General features: G+C 70.4%; 19 protein-coding genes. 17 read left to right on the top strand and 2 right to left on the bottom strand.

Features of this window, described 5'->3' with window-relative positions:
- Positions 1-390 precede the first annotated feature (390 nt).
- The gene (locus FPZ12_RS22950) at positions 391-1,251 is read left to right on the top strand and encodes an NUDIX domain-containing protein (protein ID WP_144758675.1); all 861 of its coding nucleotides are present in this window, start codon (positions 391-393) and stop codon (positions 1,249-1,251) included.
- 23 nt (positions 1,252-1,274) lie between these two features.
- On the opposite strand, the gene FPZ12_RS22945 is transcribed toward FPZ12_RS22950, so the two are convergent.
- Together FPZ12_RS22945 and mftR are read right to left on the bottom strand one after the other, a co-directional pair.
- Positions 1,275-2,078, bottom strand: coding sequence for a class I SAM-dependent methyltransferase (locus tag FPZ12_RS22945; RefSeq protein WP_144758629.1), 804 nt, complete (start codon positions 2,076-2,078; stop codon positions 1,275-1,277).
- Positions 2,079-2,107: 29 nt separating this feature from the next.
- Complete coding sequence (gene mftR, locus FPZ12_RS22940; RefSeq protein WP_243769979.1) at positions 2,108-2,704, bottom strand: mycofactocin system transcriptional regulator; 597 nt, start codon at positions 2,702-2,704, stop codon at positions 2,108-2,110.
- An 82-nt stretch (positions 2,705-2,786) separates the two neighbouring features.
- Here mftR and mftA point away from each other — a divergent pair, with 82 nt between their 5' ends.
- From mftA to FPZ12_RS22860, 16 genes are all read left to right on the top strand, one after another.
- Positions 2,787-2,891: a mycofactocin precursor MftA gene (mftA, locus tag FPZ12_RS22935; protein ID WP_144758635.1), complete on the top strand. Its 105-nt coding sequence runs from the start codon at positions 2,787-2,789 to the stop codon at positions 2,889-2,891.
- On the top strand, positions 2,876-3,163 hold the full coding sequence (gene mftB, locus FPZ12_RS22930) for a mycofactocin biosynthesis chaperone MftB (protein WP_144758638.1): 288 nt from the start codon (positions 2,876-2,878) through the stop codon (positions 3,161-3,163). The genes mftA and mftB overlap by 16 nt, the downstream gene beginning before the upstream one ends.
- Before the next feature lie 31 nt (positions 3,164-3,194).
- On the top strand, positions 3,195-4,391 hold the full coding sequence (gene mftC, locus FPZ12_RS22925; protein ID WP_144758642.1) for a mycofactocin radical SAM maturase: 1,197 nt from the start codon (positions 3,195-3,197) through the stop codon (positions 4,389-4,391).
- Positions 4,388-6,271, top strand: coding sequence for a mycofactocin system FadH/OYE family oxidoreductase 1 (locus tag FPZ12_RS22920; RefSeq protein ID WP_144758645.1), 1,884 nt, complete (start codon positions 4,388-4,390; stop codon positions 6,269-6,271). Before mftC ends, FPZ12_RS22920 begins: the two co-directional genes overlap by 4 nt.
- Positions 6,268-8,226 carry a mycofactocin system FadH/OYE family oxidoreductase 2 gene (locus tag FPZ12_RS22915; RefSeq protein ID WP_144758648.1) on the top strand — a complete coding sequence of 653 codons (1,959 nt, stop codon included), beginning with the start codon at positions 6,268-6,270 and terminating at the stop codon, positions 8,224-8,226. The genes FPZ12_RS22920 and FPZ12_RS22915 overlap by 4 nt, the downstream gene beginning before the upstream one ends.
- A complete protein-coding gene (locus tag FPZ12_RS22910) occupies positions 8,223-9,134 on the top strand; it encodes a mycofactocin-associated electron transfer flavoprotein alpha subunit (RefSeq protein WP_144758651.1) in 912 nt (303 codons plus the stop codon). The genes FPZ12_RS22915 and FPZ12_RS22910 overlap by 4 nt, the downstream gene beginning before the upstream one ends.
- On the top strand, positions 9,131-10,483 hold the full coding sequence (locus tag FPZ12_RS22905) for an FAD-dependent oxidoreductase (protein ID WP_144758654.1): 1,353 nt from the start codon (positions 9,131-9,133) through the stop codon (positions 10,481-10,483). Before FPZ12_RS22910 ends, FPZ12_RS22905 begins: the two co-directional genes overlap by 4 nt.
- Entirely contained in the window at positions 10,480-10,779 is a 300-nt protein-coding gene (locus FPZ12_RS22900; RefSeq protein WP_144758657.1) for a ferredoxin family protein, read from the top strand. The genes FPZ12_RS22905 and FPZ12_RS22900 overlap by 4 nt, the downstream gene beginning before the upstream one ends.
- A gap of 3 nt (positions 10,780-10,782) precedes the next feature.
- Positions 10,783-11,607: a mycofactocin-associated electron transfer flavoprotein beta subunit gene (locus FPZ12_RS22895; RefSeq protein ID WP_144758660.1), complete on the top strand. Its 825-nt coding sequence runs from the start codon at positions 10,783-10,785 to the stop codon at positions 11,605-11,607.
- Positions 11,604-12,383 carry a mycofactocin-coupled SDR family oxidoreductase gene (locus tag FPZ12_RS22890; protein ID WP_144758663.1) on the top strand — a complete coding sequence of 260 codons (780 nt, stop codon included), beginning with the start codon at positions 11,604-11,606 and terminating at the stop codon, positions 12,381-12,383. The genes FPZ12_RS22895 and FPZ12_RS22890 overlap by 4 nt, the downstream gene beginning before the upstream one ends.
- Positions 12,380-13,687, top strand: a complete 1,308-nt coding sequence (gene mftF / locus FPZ12_RS22885; RefSeq protein ID WP_144758666.1) for a mycofactocin biosynthesis glycosyltransferase MftF — start codon at positions 12,380-12,382, stop codon at positions 13,685-13,687. The genes FPZ12_RS22890 and mftF overlap by 4 nt, the downstream gene beginning before the upstream one ends.
- Complete coding sequence (mftE, locus tag FPZ12_RS22880) at positions 13,684-14,361, top strand: mycofactocin biosynthesis peptidyl-dipeptidase MftE (RefSeq protein WP_144758669.1); 678 nt, start codon at positions 13,684-13,686, stop codon at positions 14,359-14,361. Before mftF ends, mftE begins: the two co-directional genes overlap by 4 nt.
- Positions 14,362-14,402: 41 nt before the next feature.
- On the top strand, positions 14,403-15,518 hold the full coding sequence (locus FPZ12_RS22875) for an NDMA-dependent alcohol dehydrogenase (RefSeq protein ID WP_144758672.1): 1,116 nt from the start codon (positions 14,403-14,405) through the stop codon (positions 15,516-15,518).
- 178 nt (positions 15,519-15,696) lie between these two features.
- Positions 15,697-18,006: a molybdopterin cofactor-binding domain-containing protein gene (locus FPZ12_RS22870; RefSeq protein ID WP_150980456.1), complete on the top strand. Its 2,310-nt coding sequence runs from the start codon at positions 15,697-15,699 to the stop codon at positions 18,004-18,006.
- A gap of 11 nt (positions 18,007-18,017) precedes the next feature.
- Entirely contained in the window at positions 18,018-18,494 is a 477-nt protein-coding gene (locus FPZ12_RS22865) for a (2Fe-2S)-binding protein (RefSeq protein WP_144755004.1), read from the top strand.
- A gap of 133 nt (positions 18,495-18,627) precedes the next feature.
- Positions 18,628-19,812 carry a PucR family transcriptional regulator gene (locus FPZ12_RS22860; protein ID WP_144755001.1) on the top strand — a complete coding sequence of 395 codons (1,185 nt, stop codon included), beginning with the start codon at positions 18,628-18,630 and terminating at the stop codon, positions 19,810-19,812.
- The last annotated feature ends 1 nt before the right edge of the window (position 19,813 follow it).

Here is a 19,813-nt window from a genome sequence, read left to right as displayed (position 1 = left end):
CGCTCGCCCCGCGCCGTGCGCCCGCGCCCGCCCCGCGCCCGGCGTGTTTGCCCCTCGGGTTGGCGTGTTTGCCGTTCGCGTCGGCGTGTTTGCCGTTCCCGTCCATGTGTTGGACCGTCCGGTGCGTGTGTTGGCTGAACCCGGCGGCGGTGGAGGTTGGCGGAACCCGGGCGCTGTGGGGGTGGCGCGGCCGCCGTCGGGCCAACTCGGCAACGGCGCGGGCCAATACATCCGCGCGGGCGGCCAACTCGCCGGCGTGGGCGGCCAACGCACCCACGCGAGCGGCCAACGCATGCACGGGGGTGGCCAACATGGCTTCCGGCTCGTCATGCGAGACGGCCCACTTGGAGGCCGCTTCGGGCCCCGTGCGTATGTCAAAGTAGAGGTGTGTTGACTCGTGAAGACGGCGACGGTTTCGTGGTGTGTCTGGGCGGGCATCGGCACTGGGGCCGGTTCGGCGCGGCGGGGTTGCTGCTGACGGATCCGGCGAGAGGTGTGCTGCTGCAACGCCGGGCGTGGTGGACCCACCACGGAAGCACCTGGGCGCTGCCCGGTGGAGCGCTGCACAGTTACGAGACAGCGTGGGAGGCGGCGGCGCGCGAAGCCGAGGAAGAGGCCGCGATCCCCGGGGACGCGCTGCGCCCGGCTTCGTCTTCGGTCGTCGATCATGGCGGGTGGCGCTACACGACGGTGCTGGCGACGGTGATCGGCGAGTTCTGCGAGCGCGTGATGAACGGCGAAAGCGACGAGCTGCGCTGGGTGCCGCCGGACGAGGTGGAGAAGCTGCCGCTGCACAAGGATTTCGCGCGGGCGTGGCCCGCGTTGCGCGAGCAGCTCGGCCGGGAGCTGGTGCTGGTCGTGGACGCGGCGAACGTCGTCGGCAGCAGGCCCGACGGGTGGTGGCGTGACCGGGCCGGTGCCGCGGAGCGTCTGCGGGACAGGCTCGCCGGGTTGGTGCGCGGCGGGATTCCTGGCGACGAGGTCGGCCTGCCGGACTGGCAGTGGTGGCCGCGGATCCTGCTCGTCGTGGAGGGGCAGGCGAAAGGCGTCGAGTCGGTGCCGGAGGTCGAGGCGCTGGCCGCGCCCCGCGACGGCGACTCGGCGATCGTGGACGTCGTGCGCGGTCTGCGCGAGGAGGACCACGTGCTGGTGGCCACCGCCGATCGTGACCTGCGCGAACGCGTCACGGCCGAGGGCGCGCGGATCCTCGGCCCATCCGCCCTGTGGCGGCTACTCGACGAGCTGGACTGAGCGGCGCGCTTCGAGCAGGCCCGCTAAGTCCACGCGTCGATCACGTGCACGATCCTCCCGGACGGCTCCGCCGGGTCCGCGGGGGCGATGTCGGCGGCAGGGAAACCGCAGTCGTTCAGCATTCCTGCCGCTTCGGCGTCGTCGGTGAAGTGGAGGTGGACGCGGCCGCGGACGACGCCCGTGAGCAGGCCCGTGCCGAGGCGCTGCACGAGCGAATCGTCGGGCAGGACGAGGTCGGCGAAGTACGCGCCGGTCGGGAAACGGCGCAGGACGTCCGCGAACCGGCGCCACATGGCGGCGACGGCGTCGAGGTCGAAGTAGTTCAGCAGCCCTTCGGTGACGATCGCCGTGCCGAGCTTCGGGTCCAGCGACTCGGCGAGCGCGCTCAGGCTCTCCGGCCCGTCCTCGGCCAGCGCGTCGAGCGCGACGACCCGTGGCGTGGGCCCGTCGAGGCGGTCCAGGAGATGTTGCTTGCGGGCGGCCATCTTCGGCAGGTCGGCTTCGATGTACTCGACGTCGTAGCGCCGGTTGAACCGCCAGCCGCGGGCGGACAACCCGGCCGCGATTTCGATGACCTGCTTGATCTCGCCGCGTTCGATGGCGCCGCCGAGCAGCGCGTCGAGCGTGCGGTGCCGGGCGACGAGCATGCCCTCGAAGGTGGGCTGCCCGAGCCGCCTGCTGACCACCATCGCCGGCTGGACGGCACGGTAGAACAGCTTGCCCTCCGGCGTGGCCAGCGCCTGCGGGGCGAGCCCGTTGCGCACCCAGACATAACCCGTGTAGTGGCCGGTCGGGCTGATGGCCTCGGAGCCGCGCGGGAGCAACACACGCGAATCCTAGGCCATCGGGCAACCTTTCACGCGGTGCCGAGCGCCGCGCCCAGCTCGTGCACGGCGGCGCGCATCAGGTCGCCGAGTTCGGCGTCCTGGCTGCGCAGCCACTGTTCGTACGCGGACAGCGCCACCCCGAGCGTGGCGTACGCGATCGCTTGCGGGGCAAGGGAATCCGGGGTGCTGCCGAGCCGCGTGGCGACGAACTCGGCGAGCACCTCACGCCACTCGGCGTACCGGAGGGTGGAGTGCGCCTGCAACGCCGGGATGGTCAGGATCAGCTCCATCCGGCGGCGGTGCCACGGCGCCTCGGCGGGGTCCACCCGGTTGAAGTCCACCAGCGCGTCGCTGATCACCTGCAGTAGCGGTTTGTCGGCCGGTGCCTCGGCCAGCCGGGCGCGCATCAGGGCCAGCTGGCTCTCGAAATCGCCCCACGCGACGTCGTTCTTGGACGGGAAATACCGGAAGAACGTGCGGCGGCCGATGCCGGCTGCCTGTGCGATGTCGTCCACCGTCGTGTGCTCGAAACCCTGGCGCGCGAACAGTTCGAACGCCGCGTGCTCCACTTCGGAGCGTGACGTGACGGGACGGCGTCCGGCTCGGTTTGTCACCGGATCAGGCATGGACCCTTCCATTCGGCACTCGGTGCCATTATTGTTCGGTGGCGGAGGTCGCATCGGGGCGGCCCGGCGAAGGGAGCATCCCATGTCCGAAGCGCAGCAGAGCACCGAGTCGCACGAAGAGCCGCTCGTGGAGAGCGACCTGCTCGTCGAGGAGGTCTCCATCGACGGCATGTGCGGCGTCTACTGAGCATCGTCGTGTTCGATCCAGGACTGGCCTACCGGTGTTCGCCGAGGGTCGCGTTGCGGCCGGAGCCCTTCGGCGCGCTCGCGTATGACTTCGGCACCCGGAGGCTGTCGTTTCTGAAGACGAAGCTCCTGGTCGAGGTGGTGCGCACGTTGGAGGAGCAACCGGACGTGCACACCACCCTCGACGCCGCGGGGGTTCCCGAGCAGGAACGCCCCAGCTATCTGAAGGCGCTGGAGGGTCTCGCCGGAAACGGGACCATCGAGCAGCGCTGATTTCTTCTTCCCACCACGTGAAAGGCGCGCGATGAAGCTCGTCGAGCATTTCAAAGAGGGGCTGAACTCGCCCATCTGCCTGACCTGGGAACTGACCTACGCCTGCAATCTTTCCTGTGTGCACTGCCTTTCCTCGTCGGGCCGTCGTGACCCGCGTGAGCTGAGCACCGAGGAGTGCAAGGCGGTCATCGACGAGCTGCAGCGGATGCAGGTGTTCTACGTGAACATCGGCGGTGGCGAGCCCACCGTGCGCCCGGACTTCTGGGAGCTGGTCGAGTACGCCGTCTCCCACCAGGTCGGGGTCAAGTTCTCCACCAACGGCGTCAAGCTCACCCCCGAGCGCGCCCGGTGGCTGGCCGAAACCGACTACGTGGACGTGCAGATTTCGCTGGACGGCGCCACGGCCGAGGTCAACGACCACGTCCGCGGCCCCGGCTCCTACGACACCGCGATCCGCGCGATGACGAACCTGCGTGACGCGGGGTTCAAGGACTTCAAGCTGTCGGTCGTGATGACGCGGCAGAACGTGGGCCAGCTGGACCAGTTCGCCGAGATCGCCGACACCTACGGCGCGCAGCTGCGCATCACGCGCCTGCGTCCATCGGGCCGCGGCGCGGACGTGTGGGACGAGCTGCACCCGACAGCCGATCAGCAGCTCACGCTGTACGACTGGCTGGTCGCGAACGGCGAGAAGGTCCTCACCGGCGACTCGTTCTTCCACCTCAACGCACTGGGCTCGGACCCGTTGCCGGGCCTGAACCTCTGCGGGGCCGGGCGCGTGGTGTGCCTGATCGACCCGGTCGGCGACGTCTACGCCTGCCCGTTCGCGATCCACCAGGAGTTCCTGGCCGGGAACGTCCGCGACGGCGGGTTCGGCAAGGTGTGGACCGAATCCGAGCTGTTCAACGACCTGCGCGGCCCGCAGACCGGCGGCGCCTGCACCTCCTGCTCGGCGTATGACGCCTGCCAGGGCGGGTGCATGGCGGCGAAGTTCTTCACCGGCCTCCCGCTCGACGGCCCGGACCCGGAATGCGTGAAGGGCCACGGAGAACTCGCCCTCGCCTCCGTGGGTTCCGCGCCACGGTCCGATGTGGACCATTCGCACCGCAAGACCCGCGCGAGCCGCAAGGTGCCCGTCTCGATCGGCTTCGGCCCGCCGGAAGGCACCGACCGGCCTGATCGCGCCTGCGACACCTCGCCACTGGCCGGGTTCACCCCGGGCCGATGAGCACGCTGACCGGTCCGGCCGAACTGGCCGGGCGGGCACTGACCAGCCGGGTGCTGTTCGGTCCCCATGAGACGAATCTGGCGCACGGCAGGGCCTTTTCCGACCGGCACGTCGCGTACTACGCGCGGCGCGCCGCCGGCGGGGCGGGCATCGTCGTCACCGAGACGGCGAGCGTGCACGACTCCGACTGGCCGTACGAGCGTGCGCCGCTGGCCGCGCTCAGTGGCACCGGCTGGCGCTCCACAGTGGACGCCTGCCGTCCGCACGGCACGATTGTGCTTGCCGGGCTGGGACATTCGGGCTCGCAGGGCTCTTCGGCCTTCGGGCAGTCCGCGCTGTGGGCGCCTTCGCGGGTGCCGGACGTGGCGAGCCGCGAGCTGCCGATGGAGATGGAACAGCCGGAGATCGACGCGCTCGTCGCCGGGTTCCGCGAGGCGGCCGCGCTGGCCGCGGAGTCCGGAATGGACGGTGTGGAGATCGACGCGGGCCAGTATTCGCTGCTGCGCCAGTTCTCCTCCGGCCTGACGAACCAGCGTGGCGACGAATACGGCAGCGACAAGTCGATGCTGTTGCGGGTGGTCCTCAACGCGGTGCGCGAGTCCGGCGGGATCGTCGGACTGCGGCTGTCGTGTGACGAGCTGGCGCCGTGGGCGGGGCTCACGCCGGAACAGGCCGCGGTGCTGGCCAGGGATCTGGCCGAGCTGGTCGATTACCTCGTGCCCGTGCGGGGTTCGGCGATGAGCGCTTCGGCGACCAAGCCGGACCTGCACGTCGAGCCCGGCTTCAACCTCGAGCTGTGCCGCCGGATCACCGAAGCCGTCGAGGGCCGCACGCTCACCGTCCTGCAGGGCAGTGTGGTCGAGCCCGAGCTGGCGCAGCAGGCGCTCGACGACGGGGTCGCGAGCCTGGTCGAGATGACCAGGGCGCAGATCGCGGACCCGGATCTCGTCGTGAAGGTGCGCGACGGCGCCGCGCCGCGGCCGTGCGTGCTGTCGAACCAGAAATGCCGGGTGCGGGACAACCGCAACCCGATCGTCAGCTGCATCGGCGAACCCCGCAGCGGGCACGAGACCGAAGACCCGGCGCCCGAAGGCGCGGATTCGCCCCGGGACGTATTGGTCGTCGGCGGTGGTCCGGCCGGGCTGGAAGCCGCGCGGGTGCTGGCGATGCGTGGGCATCGGGTGGAGCTGCGAGAGCGTTCGGACAGCCTAGGCGGGATGCTGCGCGTCGCGGCGAAGGTCGGCGGGCGCGGGCGGTTCGGCAAGCTCGCGGACTGGCTGGAGTCCGAGGTCCGGCGGCTCGGGGTGCGGATCAGCACCGGTGCCGAGGTGACGGAGCTGGGCCGGCCCTCGATCGTCGCCACCGGATCCGTTGCCGGGCCACGGAACTACACAGTCCACAATGGAACGGTGGTCGACGTGGTGGAGCTGCTCGGCGGCGCCGCGCTGCCCGACGGGCCGGTCGTGGTGGCCGATCCCGTCGGTGACTTCGTCGGCGTCGGGGTCGCGGAGCTGCTGGCGAGCCAGGGCAGGCACACCGCGATCGTGAGCCAGGACCAGGTGATCGGCACCCAGCTGGCGTTGACCGGTGATCTCGCGGACGCGAACACGCGGCTGCAGCAGGCGGGCGTCACGCTGGCGAAGCGTTCGCTGTTGCGGGAGGTGCACGCCGATCACGTGGTGCTGGAGGACTCCCTCACCGCGGAACGCCGTGAGCTGCCCTGCGCCGTGTTGATCCACTGTGGACACCGGCTGCCGGACGAGACGCTGGCAGGCCCGGTGCGGGCCGGGGACTGCGTCGCGCCGCGGACGGTGCACGAGGCCATCCTCGAAGGGCGTCGCGCGGCGATGGTCCTTTCGGTAGAGGGTGTGAAGGTATGAGCGGCGGCCGGTACAAGTACCTGTTCTCCCCGTTGCGGGTGGGGCCGGTGGTGGTGCGCAACAGGGTCGTGTTCTCCGCGCACCTCACGAACTACGCCCAGGACGGGCTCCCGAGCGAGCAGCACGCCGAGTACTACGCCGCGCGCGCGGCGGGTGGCGCCGGGCTGATCATCACCGAGGAGCATTCCACCCACGTCACGGACTGGCCGTACGAGAAGCTCATCCACGGCTTCCACCGTTCGGTCATCCCCGGCTACCGGCGGATCACCGACGCGGTGCACGCGCACGGCACGCCGATCTTCGCGCAGCTGAACCACAACGGCGGCCAGGCGTCGTCGATGTACTCGCGGCTGCCGGTATGGGCGCCCTCGCCGGTGCCGGACCCGATGTTCCGCGAAGTGCCCAAGGGCATCGACGTCCACGAGATCGCCGAGGTGGTCGCCGGGTACGGCACGGTCGCCGGGCATTGCGCGGAGGGCGGGTTCGACGGCATCGAGCTGCAGTGCTCGCATTCCTCGATCGTGCGCGGATTCCTTTCCCCGGCAACGAACAAACGCACCGACGCCTACGGTGGCTCGCTGGAGAACCGGGCGCGGATCCTGCTGGAGATCATCGGCGCGGTGCGCGAGGCGATCGGCCCGCGGCGCGCGCTCGGCGTGCGGCTGTGCGGCGACGAGCTGATCGAGGGCGGCACGACGATCGACGAGGCGGTCGAGGTCGCGAAGCTGGTGGAGGCGACCGGGAAGGTCGACTACATCAACACCTCGATCGGCGTGGCCACCTCGACGCTGTTCATGATCGAAGCCTCGATGGCGATCCCGCCGGGGTACGCGCTGTTCATCTCCAACGCGATCCGCGAGGCCGTGCGGATCCCGGTGATCGGGGTCGGCCGGATCAAGGACCCGGTGCAGGCCGAGCGCGCGCTGGCCGAGGGGCACGCGGACCTGATCGGCGTGGTGCGCGGGCAGATCGCGGACGCGGACTTCGTCGCCAAGGCGCGCGCCGGGCACGCCACCGAAATCCGGACCTGCCTGTCCTGCAACCAGGAATGTGTCGGACGGATGGGGCTCAACCGGTGGCTGGGCTGCATCGAAAACCCGCGCACGGGCAAGGAATCCGTGCCGCTGCCGATGCCGGGGCCACGCCCGAAGCGGGTGCTGGTCGTCGGCGGCGGGCCCGCCGGGCTGCAGGCCGCGTCCACGGCCGCGCAGCGCGGGCACCACGTCACGCTGTTCGAGCGCGGTGAGCACACCGGCGGACAGGTCGCGCTCGCCGCGAGTATCCCCAGCCGGGCCGAATTCCTCGACGTCGTAAGGAATCTGCTCGCCGAATGCCAGCGCTACGGCGTTGATGTCAAGACAGGGGCGGAAGCTACGGCCGAGCTCCTGCGCAGCGAGTCGCCGGACGCCGTCGTGCTCGCCACGGGCGCGAAGCCGCAGGCGCCGTACTGGGCCGGCGGGCTGGAGCGTGTGGTGGACGTGCGCGATGTGCTGGAAGGCCGCGCCACGCCGTCCGGCGAGGTGTTCGTGCTGGACGACCTCGGTTTCCACCAGGCGACGTCGATCGCCGAGCTGCTCGCCGACCGTGGTTGCCAGGTAAGGCTTTCCACCTCGGGGATGGTGGTCGGGCAGGACCTCGGGATCACGCTGGACATGGAGACGTTCAACGTGCGCGCCCACGCGAAGGGCATCCGCCAGCACACCGACGAGGTCGTGCTGGGAGCGTCCGAAGAGGACGGAAAGATCGTGCTGCAGGTCCTCACGCACACCACGGGCGTGACCGGCGAAGTGCGCTGTGACTGGGTTGTCTGCGCGACGCACCAGGCGCCCGAGGACGCGCTGTGGCAGGAGCTGAAGGACGCGCCGTTCGACGTGTACCGCGCGGGCGACTGCCTGACGCCGCGCCGCGCGCATTCCGCCGTGATCGAAGGACACCGGGCGGGGGTGGCGTTGTGATCGCCGTACTCGCGGTGCGCGAAGGCGTGCTGCCGCTGGGTGCCGACGAGGTGGTCGCCGAAGCCGGTGGTGCGGCCGTGCTGGTCGGCACCGGGGTGAAGGAAGCGGCGGGGGAGCTGCCTTCGCTGCGGACGGGACAGCTCGCGGAGAACGGCGTGTTCGCGCCTGGACGCTGGGCCCGCCAGCTCGCGAAAGTCCTTGACGCGCAGCAGATTCTGCTCCCCGCGTCGCCCGATGGTCGTGACCTCGCGCCGCGGCTGGCAGCTGAACTAGGCCGCCCGCTGTTGCCTGGCGCGTACCGGATCCGGGCTGACGGCGCGGAAGTGCTGCGCTGGGGCGGTCGCGTGGGCGTCAACCTCGCCGCCGACGGCCCTTTCGTGGCAACACTCATTCCGGGCGTGCGCGGCGGTCGGCCCGCCGGTGAGCCCGCGGTGCTGCACGAGCTGACGCTGCCGGACGTCGAGGCAGTGCACGACGTGACGGTGACCGAGGTGCTCGACCCCGAGCCGGGCACGGTCGATCTCGCCGAGGCGTCGCGGATCTTCGGCGCCGGAGCCGGGCTCGGCCACGGCGAGCTGGACGGCCCGGCGGTGGTCGAACTGCTCGGCGAGGTCGCGTCGAAGCTGGGCGCGTCGCTGGGCGCGACCCGTGTGGTGACCGACGCCGGCTGGACCTCCTACCAGCGGCAGATCGGCACCACCGGCGTCGTGGTGAACCCGGAGCTGTACGTCGCGTTCGGGATTTCCGGTGCGGCGCAACACATCGGCGGGCTCGGCACCCCGGAACACGTGGTGAGCGTCAACCTCGACCCGTACTCGCCGATGACGGCGATGGCCGATCTCGGGATCGTCGCCGACGCGCAGGCCACGCTGGCCGAATTGGCCCGGATCCTGGAGGTGCGCCGATGACCCACGCGGGACCGGACTCGAAGTCGGCGGTGGTCGACGCCGCGCCGCGGACCTTCGACGTGATCGTGGTCGGCGCCGGGCCGGCGGGCTCCGCCGCGGCACTGGAAGTGGCGCGTGCCGGGTACTCCGTCGCGCTCGTGGAACGGGGGCCGTTCCCCGGCTCGAAGAACGTCTACGGCGGTGTGGTCTACGGCCGCGTCCTCGACGAGCTCGTGCCGCGGTGGTGGGAACGGATGCCGGTGCAGCGCTGGGTCACCCGCCGCCAGACCATGGTGATGACCGAAACCCAGGCGCTCACGGTGGATTTCCGCACCGAGGACTGGGGCCGCCCGCCGTACAACGGGGCCACCGCGCACCGTGCGGACCTGGACTCGTGGCTCGCCGAACTGGCCGTCGAAGCGGGCGCGGTGCTCGTACCGTCCACTGTGGTCACGGGGTTGTTGCGCGATCGCGCCGGCGCCGTCGTCGGGGTGCGCACCGACCGGCCGGACGGGGATCTCACCGGTGGCGTGGTGATCGCCTGCGACGGTGTGAACTCGTTCCTGGCCAAGGAAGCCGGGATGTACGATACCGAACATCAGGCAGAGCACCTGACTTTGGGCGTGAAGCAGACGCTGGCACTGTCACGCGAGACGATCGAGGAACGGTTCGCGGTCACCGGGCGGCACGGCGTCGACATCGAGATGCTGGGCTGTACCAAGGGAATCCCCGGTGGCGGCTTCCTGTACACGAACTACGAGTCGATCAGCATCGGCGTCGTGCTGGGACTGACCGGCGTGCGGGACGGCGGGACGCGGCCCGAGGATCTCGTGGCCGAGCTGAAGCGGCATCCGGCGATCGCCCCGCTGGTCAAGGGCGGCGAGCAGATCGAGTACTCGGCCCACCTCATCCCCGAGGGCGGCTACCACTCGATGCCGGAGCTGGTCGGGGACGGGATTCTGGTGGCGGGTGACGCCGCGGCGATGTGCCTCGCGGCCGGGATCTGGCTGGAGGGCGTGAACTTCGCGCTGGGCGCCGGGATGTTCGCCGGCCGTGCCGCCGCGAAAGCCTTGCGGGCAGGGGATGTTTCGAAGACCGGGCTGGGCGGGTACCGGAAGCTGCTGGAGAACTCGTTCGTCCTCGCCGATCATCGCAAGCTGCGGGACTTCCCGGCGCTGGTGCTCGGGGAGCGGACGCAGCAGCGGTATCCCGGCCTGGTCTGTGATCTGGTGCAGGGTCTGTTCCAAGTGGACAATCCGGCGCCGAAACCGGGGCTGCGCAAGCTGTTGCTGCGCAGTGCCAAGGACAACGGGGTCCGCCTGCGCGATCTGGTGCGCGACGGGTGGACCGGGATGCGGGGACTGCGATGACCGACCGGCGCTATCAGGAACCGGCGTTCGACGACGTGATGTCGACGGTGGAGTTCCGCGTGTCCGAACGCCCGCACATCGTGGTGGACACCGAGGTCTGCCGGTCCTGCACGACGAAGGCCTGCGTGCACTCGTGCCCGGCGGATCTGTTCGTGCCCACCAGCGAGGGCGGGATCCTGTTCAACTACGAGCAGTGCTTCGAATGCGGCACCTGTTACCAGATCTGCAATGGCGAGGGCGCGATCAGCTGGAGCTACCCCGACGGGGGCCAGGGCGTCGTGTTCAAAAAGGGGTAGACGATGTTGGTGGTGGCCGCTTTGCGCTGGGTGGACCAGCGTGCTTCGGTGGACGGCCTGACCGGCGAGGTGCGCACGGACGCGCGCGACAGCGGGCCCAGCGCGGCGGACCAGGCGGCGCTCGAACATGCCGTGCGGCTCAAGGAATCCCTGGGCGGCCGGTGTCTGGCGGTCACGGTCGGGCCCGCCGAGGCCGAGGAGATGCTGCGTGACGCGCTGGCACTGGGCGCGGACGAGGTGTTGCGGGTCGACGGGCCCGCGGCGACGGTGACCGAGGACGGCAGCGAGACCGCCAGGTTGTTGCTGGACGCGGTGCCGGAGCGGCCGGACATCGTCGTGTGCGGCGACCATTCCGCGGATCGTGGGACGGGCAGCACGCCCGCTTTCCTGGCGCACCGGCTCGGTGCCTGCCAGGCGCTCGGGTTGCTCGAACTCGGTGTGGTGGAAGGGAAACTGCAGGCCGTGCGGCGTCTCGACGGTGGTCGCCGGGAGCGGTTGTCCTTCGGCACGCCGGCGGTCTGTTCGGTCGAGCCGGCGGACACGGTGCTGCGGCGCGCTTCGCTCCCGGCCACGCTCGCCGCGCGCAAGGCGGAGATCCCGGTCGCCCACGTCGGCGAGTTGCATCCGAAGGCGGGGGTTTCGCAGCCGTACCGGCCGCGGCCGCGTGCATTGCCGGGCCCGGAGGGCGCGGAGCCACATCAGCGCGTGCTGGCGTTGACCGGCGCGCTGGTCGAGCGCACGCCGCCGAAGGTGCTCCGGCCGGGCAGTCCCGCCGAGGCCGCGCAAGAGTTGTTGCAGTACCTGCGAGAGCACGGATACGCGGAGTGAGCCGGGTCGCCGTCGTGACGGGCGCGGGCCGGGGGATCGGCGCCGCGGTGGTGAACCAGCTCGCCGGTGACGGCTGGTCGGTCGTCGCCGTCGACATCTGCGAGGACCTGCCCGGGGTGCCGTATCCGTTGGCGCGCCGGGAAGATCTCGCCGCGCTCGCCGCGAAGTGGCCGCAGGTCCGTGACTTCGTCGCCGATGTACGCGACCCCGGTGCGATGCGTGACGCCGTCGCACTGGCCGAGAGCGAGTTCGGCGGGCTCGACGCCGCCGTGGGCGCGGCCGCGGTCATGGCGGGCGGGAAACCGTTGTGGGAGACGGAAGACGGCGACTGGGACGCGTTGTTCGACACCGGCGTGCGTGGCGTCTTCAACCTCGCCCGCGCGGCCGTGCCCGCGTTGTTGCGTCGGCCGGAGCCCCGCGCCGGACGCTTTGTCGCTTTGGCGTCCGCGGCGGGCCACAAAGGTCTGTGGCACCTGGCGGGGTACAACGCGGCGAAGCACGCCGTGGTCGGCCTGATCCGCGGGCTGGCGACGGACCTGCGCGGCACCGGGGTCACCGCGGTCGCGGTCTCGCCGGGCTCCACGCGGACGTCGATGCTGGACGCCACGGCCGCGTTGTACGACCTGGACAGCGTCGAGGAGTTCTCCCAGCACCAGCTGGTCGAGCGGCTGCTGGAGCCCGAGGAGGTGGCGGCCGCCGTGTGCTGGCTCTGCGACGAGAAGGCCTCCGCCGTCACCGGTACCGTCGTGCACGCCGATGGAGGCTTCACGGCATGAAGCTGCGGATCGACCCCGGCACGAAGGTGCTCGGGCGAACCCTGATCGGCGGCGCACCCCTGCGGGTGCTCCGGCTTTCCGAAGCGGGGCAGCGGCTTTTCGAGCAGTGGCGGCACGGGTCCGAGGTCGGCCGTGGGCGGGACCTAGCGGACAGGCTCATCGGCGCCGGCCTCGCGCATCCGGTGTACGCGGGCGGATCACTGACCTCGGCCGACGTGACGATCGTCGTCCCGGCTCGTGACCCGGCCGGCCCGCTCCCGTACGGGGCGCTGGTCGTCGACGACGGGTCCGTCGAGCCGATTCCCCAAGCGGCACAACGGCATCAGGTCGCCAAAGGCCCGGCAGCCGCCCGCAACACCGGCTGGTGGCTCGCCGAAACCGAACTGGTCGCGTTTCTCGATGCCGACACCCGGCCCACCCCCGGCTGGCTCGACGCGCTCCTGCCGCATTTCGAGGACCCCGCCGTCGTCGCCGTCGCTCCTCGCGTCCGCAGCGCCCCTGGCGCCTCGAAACTCGAGCGGTACGAACGCGCTCGCTCCTCCCTCGACCTCGGTGACGAACCGGCCCAGGTGCGCCGCGGTGGTCGCGTCACCTACGTGCCCACGGCGGCACTTGTCGTGCGCGCCAACGCTTTGCGCGAGGTCGGCGGATTCGACGAAGACCTCCGCTTCGGCGAGGACGTGGACTTCGTGTGGCGGCTCGTCGACGCCGGGGGACGGGTGCGGTACGAGCCCGAGGCCGAGGTCCTGCACGAACCCCGCGGCACGTGGCGAGCCTGGGCGAAGCAGCGGTTCGACTACGGCACCTCGGCCGCGCCGCTGGCCCGGCGGCATGGCCGGAAAGCCTTGGCGCCACTGCGAATGTCCGGTTGGACGGCGCTCGCGTGGTCGCTCGCCGCGGTCGGGAAACCGGCTTGGGGCGCGGCCATCGCGGTGGTGACCGCCGGGCTCCTGCCGCGCAAGCTGCGGCCGTTGGGCGTGCCGGACGCGGAGTCGGTCAAGCTCGCCCTGCGCGGGCATCTCGGCGCGGGCCGGTACGTGGCGGACTTCGTGACGCGAACCTGGGGTCCGGTCGCGATTCCCTTGCTGGCGGCGACGAAACGCGGCCGCGTACTGCTGGCGCTCGCGCTGTCCCGGCACGCGTACGAATGGGCGAAGGTCAGGCCGGACGTCGATGTGGCCACCTGGGTCGCCGCGCGTACGGCCGACGATCTCAGCTACGGGGCCGGGGTCTGGCGAGGGTGCCTGAACGAACGTACGGTCGGCCCGCTGCTGCCCGACCTGTCCGAATGGCCGGGCACATGACGAGCCTGGCCGACCTCAGCTGGCCGGAGCTGGGGCGCCGGATCCTCGCCGTCCCGCTCGGCGCCGTCGAACAGCACGGCCCGCACCTGCCTTACACCGTCGACACCGAGGTCGCGCTCGCGTTGTGTGAACGTGTTGCGGCGCAACGGGAAGACGTGGTGGTCGCGCCCCCGCTGCCGTTCGGGTCGAGCGGTGAGCACGCCGGGTTCCCCGGCACGCTGTCGATCGGGCAGGAAGCCACCGAGACCGTGATCGTCGAACTCGTCCGCTCCGCCGACTCGTACGCCGGGGTGATCCTGGTGTGCGGGCACGGTGGCAACGTGGAACCGTTGCGCCGGGCCATGAAGACGCTCCGGTACGAGGGCCGGAACGTGCGGGCCTGGGGCCCGGGCGGCCCGCCGGACGATACGCACGCCGGCCGCGTGGAGACGTCGGTGATGCTCGCGTTGCGGCCGTCCGCGGTCCGGCTCGACCGGCTGGAAGCGGGAAACACGGCGCCGTTGCCGCACCTGATTAACCAACTTCGTGAAGGTGGCGTGCGCGCCGTGAGTCCCAACGGGGTGCTGGGAGATCCCGTGGGGGCGAGCGCGGAAGAGGGCGAGCGGATCCTCCTCGACTGGGTCAACGGTCTACGCGAAACTGTCGACACGGTTGCTTCGGATGCCATGATGTAGCGGTCCGCGCATGCGATCCACGTCACAAAGAGGTGAACGTCGTGAAGACCAAGGCCGCTGTGCTGCACGCCCCCCACAAGCCCTTCGAAATCGAGGAACTCGAGCTCGACGGCCCGCGCGAGGGCGAAGTCCTGATCAAGTACACCGCCGCCGGACTCTGCCACTCGGACCTGCACCTGATCGACAACGACCTGGTGCCGCGGTTCCCGATCGTCGGCGGGCACGAGGGCGCCGGCATCATCGAGGACGTCGGCCCTGGCGTCACCAAGGTCAAGCCGGGCGACCACGTGGTGTGCAGCTTCATCCCCAACTGCGGGACCTGCCGCTACTGCGCGACCGGCCGCTCCAACCTGTGCGACATGGGCGCCACCATCCTCGACGGGCACATGGCCGACGGCAGCTTCCGCTTCCACCGCGGTGGCACCGACTACGGCGCGATGTGCATCCTCGGCACGTTCTCCGAGCGCGCCACCATTTCCCAGCACTCGCTGGTGAAGGTCGACGACTGGCTGCCATTGGAGACGGCCGTGCTCGTCGGCTGCGGCGTGCCGACGGGCTGGGCCACCGCCAACTACGCGGGCGGCGTCCGCGCGGGCGACACCGTGGTCGTCTACGGCATCGGCGGGATCGGCATCAACGCCGTGCAGGGCGCGGCACACGCCGGCGCGCTGAACATCGTCGCGGTGGACCCCGTGGAGTTCAAGCGGGAGACGGCGCTGAAACTGGGCGCCACGCACGCGTTCGCGTCCGCGGACGAGGCGATGGCCAAGATCGCCGAGCTGACCTGGGGGCAGATGGCCGACCAGGCGCTGATCACCGTCGGCACCGTGGACGAGGACGTCGTCACCCAGGCGTTCAACGCGGTCGGCAAGGGCGGCACGGTGGTCATCACCGGCCTGGCCAACCCGGAGAAGCTGACGGTGCACGTCTCCGGCGGCGTGATGACCCTGTTCGAGAAGACGATCAAGGGCACGCTGTTCGGCTCGGCGAACCCGCAGTACGACATCGTCCGCATCCTGCGGCTGTACCAGGCGGGCGCGATCAAACTCGACGAGCTCGTCACCCGCCGCTACACGTTGGAGGAAGTGAACGAGGGGTACCAGGATCTCCGGGACGGCAAGAACATCCGCGGCGTGATCATGCACTCCGCGGACTGAGCCCGGTCCCCGAGTACGCCCCCACAGCCGACGTTTGGCTGTGGGGGCGTCACAGTTTTGTGGTGCTTCGCTGTGGTCTCGTCACAGAGATCGCGCCGATCGGCTACTTTGCGTTGACCGCAATCCGCCGTCCTTCCTAATCTCGCGTGAAATTCACGTCTCGCTTGGAAGGACCGTGATGGTCGATCAGCGCCGATCGCCAGCCGGGGCCGAGGGGTTGCAACGTCGCCGGTTCCTCGGTTACCTGCTGGCCGCCCCCACCCTCGCTGTCGCCGCCCGCCTCGGGGCCGACACGCTCGCCCCACCCGAAGCCGCGGCCGCGATCCCGTCCCCGCCCGAGCCCGCCGACATCCTCGACCTCGGCGACGCGTTGAGCCTCGCCGCGATGCCGACCTCCAACCTGATCGCGATCCAGGTCAACCGTGACGACACGGTGTCCTTCGCGGTGCCGCGGGCCGAGGTCGGCCAGGGCATCACCACCACCATCGCGATGCTGATCGCCGAGGAAATGGACGTACCGCTGGAGAAGGTGCACGTCACCCTCGCCGACGCCCGCCCCGAACTGCTGTTCAACCAGCTCACCGGCGGTTCGAACTCCGTGCGCTCGCTGTACGACCCGGTGCGCACGGCCGCCGCGATCGCGCGTGCCCGGCTGCTGTCCACGGCGGCGGGCCAGTGGGGCGTGCCCGCCTCCGCCCTGACCGTCCAAAATGGAGTGATCCGCGGTTCGGGCCGCAGCGCGACGTTCGGTTCGCTGGCCGAGGCCGCCGCGAGCAGCCGCACCGAAGAGGTGTCCGCGCAGCCGAAGGACGCCGCGAAGTTCAAGATCGTCGGCACTCCGCAGAACCGCATCGACGCCCGTGACGCGGTCACCGGCAAGAAGCAGTTCACGATGGACCTGCAGATCCCGGACGCGCTGCCCGCGATGGTCTGCCGCCCGCCGACGATCGGCGGCACCGTGAAGTCGGTGCGCAACCTGGCCGCGGTGAAGGCCATGCCGGGGATCACCGACGTCGTGGTGATCTCCTCCGGCGTGGCCGTGCGCGGGAAGACGATCACGCACTGCATGGACGCCGTGCGCGCGCTCCAGGTGAACTGGGGCCCTGGCCCGGTGGACGCCGAGTCGGACGACACGGTGCTGAAGAAGCTCCAGGCCGCGACACTGCCACTGGCCGTGCCACCGGTGCTGACCAGCTCGATCGAGGCGGACTTCGTGTTCGCCTTCGCCAGCAACAGCGCGCTGGAAACCAACTGCGCGGTCGCCGACGTGCGGCCGGACAGCGCGGAGATCTGGTCCGGGCTGAAGGCGCCGATCACGGCGCAGGAAGAGATCGCGACGATGCTCGGCCTGCCGGTGACGGCGGTGAAGGTGCACGTCATGCAGGGCGGCGGTTCGTTCGGCCGCAAGCTCTTCGGCGACGCGGCGCTCGAGGCCGCGGAGATCTCGAAGAAGGTCGGCAAACCGGTCAAGCTGATGTGGCACCGCACCGACGACTTCCGGCACGGGCGCACGCACCCGATGTCGCTGTCCCGGGTGCGGGTGAACTACGCGCTGGGCAACGTGGTCAGCTACGAGCAGCGGCACACCAGCGTCACCACCGACTTCGGGCACGGCCTCGGCGAGCTGCTCACCGCGGTCGCGGCGAAGCTCCCGGTCGGCGACATCGGCTTCTCCCAGACGGTGTTCGAGCTGTCCCAGTCGATGCCGTACAACTTCGGGGCCACCACGCAGCTGCTCAACGAGGTGCCGCTGAAGTTCCACACCTCCAGCATGCGCAACGTGTACTCGCCCAACGTGGTGTGCGCCCGCGAGCTGATCGTCGACCAGCTGGCCGCGAAGATGGGCCAGGACCCGTTGGCGTTCCGGCGCTCCTTCTTCAAGGACGAGCGCCACCGCGCGGCCTTGGACAAGGTGGCGCAGGCGGGGCAGTGGGGCAGGCAGCTGCCCGCCGGAATGGCGCAGGGCATCGGGTTCCACGCCGAGTACAAGAGCTGCAGCGCGGTGCTCGTGGAGATCGACTGCCGCCCGGAAACGGTCAACCGCAAGGTTCGCGACGGGGTCACCGGGCCGCGGGTCACCAAGGTGTTCATGGCCGTGGACGCCGGGCTGCCGATCAACCCGCGCGGGCTGGAAGCGCAGATGATGGGCTGCATCAACGACGGCATCGGGCTCGCGCTCACCGAAAGCCTGCACATCGACAAGGGGCTGCCGCTGGAAGGCAGCTGGGACAACTTCTTCTACACGCGACAGTGGAACACCCCGCCGGAGATGGAGATCTTCGTGATGCCGGCCAACGGGGAACCCGGCGGCGCCGGCGAACTCGGTGTCGCGAGCTCGTTCGCCGCGGTCGCCTGCGCCTACGCCAGGGCGGTGGGGAAGATGCCGACCAGCTTCCCGGTCAACCACGGCACGCTCAGCTTCGAGCCACTGCCGCGCGTGCCGTCCATCCCGGACTCGCCCACCGACGGCCTCTCCTACGTCTCGTAAGGATTCCTCCCGTGCCCCAACATACTTTCGTGCTCAACGGCAAACAGGTCACTGTGGACACCGAGGACAACGTGCGCCTGCTGTGGGTGCTGCGTGACCTGCTCGGCGTCACCGGCCCCAAGTACGGCTGCGGGCTGAACGTCTGCAAGGCGTGCACCTCGCACATCAACGGCAAGGCGTTCAACCCGTGCTCGGTGCCGGTGTCCGACATCAAGGCCACCGACGAGGTCACCACCATCGAAGGCCTCGCGGACGCGGAAAGCGGTGCGCTGCACCCGATGCAGGAAGCCTGGCTGGAACACGACGTCGCGCAGTGTGGCTACTGCCAGCCGGGACAGATCATGGCGGCGGTGGCCAAGGTGCGTGCCGCCAAGGCCGAAGGCCGCGAACTCGGCGACGACGATTTCGACGAGATCCGCAACATCTGCCGCTGCGGCACCTACTTCCGCATCAGGGAAGCCATCAAGACGGCGCAAGGACAGATGTAACCCGCGAATTCGGCGAAAACGTCCCGCATCTTCCGCAGGTGCGGGACGTTTTGCCGTCGCCGCGCCCGCTGGGGTTCAATACGGCTCCGGCGTCTCGACGGGGAGGCCCGCAGCGACAGGGTGGGGTGCGGCCATGCGTTTCCACGGAGCCGAACCCGCCGTGGCCGGGCTCGCGGCCGCGGCGTGGCCGGGTCTGGCGGAACTGGCCGGCCGCACGTTCGACCGGATCGTCACCGAAATGGCGGTATACCGCGAGGAACAGTTCGTGTCGCATGAGGACCTTCGCGTGTCCTGTGTGGAAAATCTGGACTTCCTGCTTCGCTCACTCTCCGAACCGGACACTCCGGACCTCTCCAGGGCGGTCGCGACGGGACAGGAGCGGGCACGCCAGGGAGCGCCGCTCCCGGAGCTCCTCCGTGCCTTCCGGATCGGGTTCATCGAGGTGTGGCAACGGTTCGTGACGCTGACCGGCCGGGACCAGCCCGCGCTGGTGGCCGCGACCACCGCGATCTGGGCGCTGATGGACGACTACACCGAGGCGCTCACCGTGGCCTACCGCGACTCGGTCGCCGACCTTCTGCGCTCCCGCTACGAAAAGCGGCTCGCTCTGGTGGAAGCGCTGTTCGCGGGCGGCATCGCGACCGAGGGCACGCTGTGGGAGATCGCGCGGCTGCTGGAGATGTCGGTCGACGGCACGTACGTCGTGGTGGCCGCGGAAACCCCGGGACTGGGCCAGGAAGCCTTGCCAGGCATCGAAAACACGCTGCGTGAACATCATCTGGCGTCGGCGTGGCGGCTCACCCCGGACCTGCAGATGGGTGTGGTGTCGGTGCACGGGCCGGGCGCCACGCGGCTGATCACCAAGCTGCTGGAGGAGAACGCCATCGCCCGGGTCGGGGTGAGCCCCGAGTTCACCGGGCTCGCCGGGACGGCCCGCGCGCTGCATCTGGCGCGGGTCGCGCTCGCCGGGCTCAGCCCCGGCCATCCGGGTCTCGCGCAGTTCGCCGAATCGCCGCTGGCCGGGCTGGTGGCGAGTGATCCGGCGGCGTCCGCCCAGCTGGCGCGCGAAGTCCTCGATCCGTTGCTGGCGTGCGAAGACCGGGACGTGCTGCTGCTGACCCTGCGGGCCTGGTTCGACTGCCGCGGCTCGACGAAACTGGTCGCGGAGCGCGTCTACTGCCACCCGAACACGGTGCGGCACCGGCTCAAGCGGATCACCGACCAGCTCGGCCGTTCGCTGACCGACCCGGCCGACGTCACGGAACTGGGCACGGCGCTGCGCGCGCTGACCATGTTCCCCGACGCCGGCGGCCGGTGAG

It is taken from the genome of Amycolatopsis acidicola (assembly GCF_007713735.2).
Taxonomy (GTDB): Bacteria; Actinomycetota; Actinomycetes; order Mycobacteriales; family Pseudonocardiaceae; genus Amycolatopsis_E; species Amycolatopsis_E acidicola.
Note: the sequence above shows the minus strand (reverse complement) of the source record. Positions and strands in the feature narration are given on the sequence as shown.

Bases quoted from the DNA above. Each gene is read 5' to 3' on its own strand.
- FPZ12_RS22900 (WP_144758657.1), top strand. From the start codon at position 10,480: ATGACCGACCGGCGCTATCAGGAACCGGCGTTCGACGACGTGATGTCG.
- FPZ12_RS22920 (WP_144758645.1), top strand. From the start codon at position 4,388: ATGAGCACGCTGACCGGTCCGGCCGAACTGGCCGGGCGGGCACTGACC.
- mftF (WP_144758666.1), top strand. From the start codon at position 12,380: ATGAAGCTGCGGATCGACCCCGGCACGAAGGTGCTCGGGCGAACCCTG.
- mftE (WP_144758669.1), top strand. From the start codon at position 13,684: ATGACGAGCCTGGCCGACCTCAGCTGGCCGGAGCTGGGGCGCCGGATC.
- FPZ12_RS22895 (WP_144758660.1), top strand. From the start codon at position 10,783: ATGTTGGTGGTGGCCGCTTTGCGCTGGGTGGACCAGCGTGCTTCGGTG.
- mftR (WP_243769979.1), bottom strand. From the start codon at position 2,704: ATGCCTGATCCGGTGACAAACCGAGCCGGACGCCGTCCCGTCACGTCA.
- FPZ12_RS22860 (WP_144755001.1), top strand. From the start codon at position 18,628: ATGCGTTTCCACGGAGCCGAACCCGCCGTGGCCGGGCTCGCGGCCGCG.
- mftA (WP_144758635.1), top strand. From the start codon at position 2,787: ATGTCCGAAGCGCAGCAGAGCACCGAGTCGCACGAAGAGCCGCTCGTG.
- mftC (WP_144758642.1), top strand. From the start codon at position 3,195: ATGAAGCTCGTCGAGCATTTCAAAGAGGGGCTGAACTCGCCCATCTGC.
- FPZ12_RS22870 (WP_150980456.1), top strand. From the start codon at position 15,697: ATGGTCGATCAGCGCCGATCGCCAGCCGGGGCCGAGGGGTTGCAACGT.
- FPZ12_RS22915 (WP_144758648.1), top strand. From the start codon at position 6,268: ATGAGCGGCGGCCGGTACAAGTACCTGTTCTCCCCGTTGCGGGTGGGG.
- FPZ12_RS22905 (WP_144758654.1), top strand. From the start codon at position 9,131: ATGACCCACGCGGGACCGGACTCGAAGTCGGCGGTGGTCGACGCCGCG.